Source organism: Marinobacter sp. C1S70 (assembly GCF_000475355.1).
GTDB classification, from domain to species: Bacteria; Pseudomonadota; Gammaproteobacteria; order Pseudomonadales; family Oleiphilaceae; genus Marinobacter; species Marinobacter nauticus.
This window is the reverse complement of sequence record NZ_AXBW01000016.1, coordinates 1-4,658: the sequence shown is the minus strand read 5'-3', so window position 1 is coordinate 4,658 and position 4,658 is coordinate 1. Positions and strand designations below refer to the sequence as shown.

Annotated in this window: 3 protein-coding genes; all 3 read left to right on the top strand. The window is 46.3% G+C overall.

Features of this window, described 5'->3' with window-relative positions; all coding sequences use genetic code 11:
- A partial coding sequence (locus Q669_RS05535) for a HEPN-associated N-terminal domain-containing protein (RefSeq protein WP_022991532.1) occupies positions 1-1,136 on the top strand: 1,136 nt, incomplete at its 5' end.
- A gap of 76 nt (positions 1,137-1,212) precedes the next feature.
- A complete protein-coding gene (locus Q669_RS05530) occupies positions 1,213-1,797 on the top strand; it encodes a hypothetical protein (protein WP_022991531.1) in 585 nt (194 codons plus the stop codon).
- A 161-nt stretch (positions 1,798-1,958) separates the two neighbouring features.
- A complete protein-coding gene (locus tag Q669_RS05525; protein WP_022991530.1) occupies positions 1,959-4,571 on the top strand; it encodes an AAA family ATPase in 2,613 nt (870 codons plus the stop codon).
- Positions 4,572-4,658: the final 87 nt, after the last annotated feature.

Genomic DNA, 4,658 nt, shown 5'->3' with positions numbered 1-4,658 from the left:
AGGCATTCCTACCGCAACTAACGCAGTTTATAGAAGAAAATCAAACTGACTCTTCCTGCTCTTACTGCTTGGTACAAGGGGAACATGTTGTTGCGTGCGAACTGGACCTGCTGATAGAGCATATTGTCTCAAGCATTCGTCTTGAGTGGGGGCATCCAGCAGATGAGGGCCTTCCTTATGAAACGCGAGAGGGAGGGTGGCAGGTTGCACCAGTGTATGACACCTGGGATTTGCTTGACGAAATCGGTTTGGGCAATGTGCACGGAGAGACTTACGAAGATATATGCGCATCTATCCATAACCAAGAATGGTGCGAGAAGAACCCCTATTCCCTGAGTATTGATAGGACGTTGTTTTTTGGGTGGCAGAAATTCTCTGACTTTGTCAAAAACAGAGCTAGGTACCTATTTCTAAGAACTAAAAATCCCGATTACGATGAACATCAGCATGATGAAATGGACCCAGTAAGAATTCTTGATGCTCTGGGTGAAATTATAAAATCTATTGGTTTGATTAAACCAATATCCGTGGATCAAGAAATACGTCGCGTACGAATCACAGATCCAGAGAAGATCTTGAATTCTGCGAAAGACTTAGGCTCTCCTCCTACAGAATTCGCCACAATGGCTAACAGGATGAGCCCTGCCGGAATCCCAATGTTCTATGGTGCTTTCGATATTGATACCGCAATATTAGAAACCTACACACCCTGTACTTCAGATAAAAAAGCCACTTGTGGTGTTTTTAAGCCCACTAGAAATCTAACGGTAATTGATCTTTCCGCTACACCGTATGTTCCCAGCCTGTTCGATGAGCATGAGAGGGAAAAGCGCGATTACATGAAGTTTCTCTTTGATTTTATAGATGATTTTACTAAGCCAATTGAGAGAAATGACCGGGTACATATTGATTATGTTCCAACCCAAATCGTGACGGAATATTTCCGCTATGTATTCGAAAGCGAAGATAATACTCCTATTGATGGAGTGATATATCCCAGCTCTAAAAATGAAGGAAAGCAAGCTATCGTTATTTTTGCGACTTCCGAACAGTGTGCGGAAGCTGATGAATCAAAAACAGAAAGCAAGCTATTGAGGTTAGTTGGCATCGAGTCAAGTGACCTAAGAGGGGTTTAAAAAGTGCAGGCAAGGGACGCTCCTGACGTCACGTCCCTGCTGCAAACGTTAGTTTTTACAAAATTGGAGACAGCATATGTTTACAGTTAGTAGCGGATTTATCGGGGATTTTAAAACTGGCGACAACATAGGCTACAACCTGAAGTCTCTCAATGCTCTGTACTCAGCACAAAATGCCGCGTCACCATCTGAAGCTCGTCTTTTCTGCAAGCCAATAACCATCACTATGGTTTCAATAATCGAGGCTCTTCTTCACGACCTTTTCTTCAGAATCCAAAGCTATACAAGTGAGGGCGTCAAAAACATCGCCGATCAGGTGTTGAACGATATCCGAAGCAAGACTCTCGATCAGTTGCAAACCTACATTGCGGCAGCAAAAAAGCACGACTTACTGGGGGCCTCTGGTACCGATTTATACGAAAAGCTAGATGAGCTACGCAAGGTGCGGAATCGCGTACATATTCAAAACGTAAAAAAGCAGCTTGACGCAAATGAGAGCCAAGTTTTTACGCCGAGTAGACAGAAATCAACTGAAGAATTATTGGAGCGAGTTCTCAAACACGTTTCCAACAAATATGAAAGGCCAGAGCATGTTCATGGTCACGTAGATAATTTTGATCTGCCCTGGGAAGAACACTTGAAGCCCGATTCAAGCAAGTAGATACGCACGACGTACCGACACAAAAAACTGACCAATGCAGGCATGGCGACGCCCACTACATTGCGCCTTCGGCTCCATTTCGTGGGCACGTATGCTGCAGGCGTTATGCAATTCGAAAAAGGCTCTACGACGAACAATAATTTAACCACGCTGGAATCTGTATGGCACTTCTTAACGACATATTGAAATGGACCGAAGCCCTTCCTTCATGGCAAAGGGATGCATGTCGTCGTCTCTTCCAGAAAGAAAGTGACCTAGTAGAGGCGGATTATGATGAGCTTTATGCGCTTCTCAAACAGGAGAGGGGAGTAGAGCCGGACGATAACTTGGAGCCGGCACCACTATTAAATGAGCATCTTCCTGTGAAACTAGCTCCCGAGGATACTGTCATCCTCACTGGTCTGCGCGACTTAGAAAACGTCAACCAAATTCCAAATGCCCATGCCCTCACTTTTTCTGAAGATGGGATCACTGTGATCTATGGAGGAAATGGATCAGGTAAATCAGGCTACGCTCGAGTTATTAAGAGGGCCTGTCGAGCGAGAGATCAATCTGAACCTATCCACCCGAATGCAAATGATCCGATGGTTGCTAATAAGGAGCCAACGGGGAAATTTGATGTGAAAGTGGGAGGTACCTCATTTGAGATCGAATGGTCGCGTGACGCCACTCCTCCAGACAACCTTTCCACAATATCTGTGTTCGATTCGAAGTGCGCTCGTTCTTATATCACAAAAGAACAAAATGTTGCTTATCTTCCGTATGGACTTGATATTGTTGAGAACTTGGCCAATCAGGTTCTTCCGAAAGTATCTGATAAACTTGAGGAGGAAATCAAAGGTATAGACGTTAGCAAACTTCCATACGAGCATCTCCTTGGCGAAACAGCGGTTGGAGAAGCAATTGAAAACCTTTCGCCTAAATCAGATGCGGATGCGATTGCTGCGCTCGGAACTCTGACAGAGAACGACACCAACAGGATATCCGAACTTGAGGCTACTCTTAAGGAGGTAAACCCTCTGGCCAAGGCAGAGGAAACTCGGCTTTCAGCGATGAGGCTCAAGTCTTACGCCGAGAAACTGTCAACACCTTTGATCTGGATCAGCGTTGAAGCGGTTGAAAAGCTTAACAAACTCGCAGAAGAGAAAGTTGCCGCTGAAGGGGCTGAGAAAGCAGCAGCAGACGTACTGCGTTCTGGTGAACAACTGCTTTCAGGAACAGGAGATCAAACTTGGAAGCTTCTCTTTGAAGCTGCCAGACGCTACTCGACGGAAGTTGCATATCCGGAAGATATTTTCCCGCAATTTGTAGAGGGTAAGGCCTGCCCTTTGTGCCAGGAGAGCATGCCAGAATCAGCGGTTAATCGCCTAAAAAGGTTTGACCGATATATTCAGGATGATGTTGCAAAGGCCGCCGACATAGCTCGCAGTAGGGTTGAAACTGCAAAGGGAAAAATTGAATCAGCTGATCTTCATATTGCCGCAGATGCAGCTCTTAACGATGAACTAAAGGCGCTAGATGGCTCTATCCATCAAGTAATCAACGATTTTCAAACGTCTATCGAGGCTCGGAGGCATGCAATGCTTCAATGTCTCTCAACACAGCGCTGGACTGATATCCCTGCTCTTGTTGAATCACCGAAGGCACGGATTCGGCAACTTGCCGCGCAACAACTTAAGACCTATCGGAGGCTGGTGAGGGCAGCTGATGAAGCGAAGAGAAAAAGGCTCGAGAGGGAACTGAGCGAACTTTCTGCTAGACAAAATTTGTCAAAAAGCTTGAAGGCAATAATCGATTTGCTTGGCAGAATCAAAAGAAAGTCTGCGCTTGAAAAATGCAGACCGGACCTGAAGACGGGATCAATTTCAATTCAGTCGAAGAAATTTACTACGGTTGCGGTCACTGACGAACTAAGAAAAGCCCTTAACGATGAATTTCACGCTTTGGGTATCGGCCACATTAAAGCGAAGCTAAAGGAACGTAGCAGCCGCGGAACGATGTATCACCAGCTATTACTTGATCTTCCGGTCACAAGGAAAATCGAAGAAATCCTGAGCGAAGGTGAGCAACGAGCTATCGCGTTAGGAGCATTTTTTGCAGAGCTAGCTCTCGCTAACCACTCATGTGGGATAGTTTTGGATGACCCAGTTTCATCGTTGGATCATTGGCGACGACGCAATGTAGCACGCAGATTGGTAGAAGAGTCGAAGAGGCGGCAAGTAATTGTATTTACACACGATACCTCTTTTCTTGGTCAACTTAGTGATGAAATCGAGGCTGCAGGGGTTCCCTGTTTAATGTCGTTTTTAGAGTGGCAAGGTGGCGCGCCTGGCTGTGTGAACGAAGGCCTCCCATGGGACCATCAGGGTTACAAAGCCCGGATCAACGCTCTCGAACAGGCGCAAAGCAAGCTTGTTAAAGCGTGGCCGCCGTATCCGGGTGAAAAAGAAGTTGCCGCGATTCGGCATGAATACGACCGGTTGCGCGCGACGCTTGAGCGCGTAATCCAAGATGTTGTATTCAATGGAGTTGTGAAGAGGTATCGCGACTGGATTAAGGTTGACTCCCTTGAAGACGTTGTGGGTTTTGACAGATCCGAATATGAAGCGATTGCACAACTTCACAAGCGTAGTTGCGATGTTGTGACAGCTCACGACCCCTCATCTGATAAAGCGGCAGCGGTTCCTACAGCGGCAGAACTCGGGAACGACATCGTTGCGTTGAAAGCTATCATAGAAGCTGTTAAGACTCGAAGGAAGGGTGCAGCTGCATAGCGGGGCATAAGTAAGGCGTTGATGCCGGAAATTTTCTTCGCTGGGCTACATAATTGCCGCAGAGCGTGGCGTTGAGGCTGTAGAAAA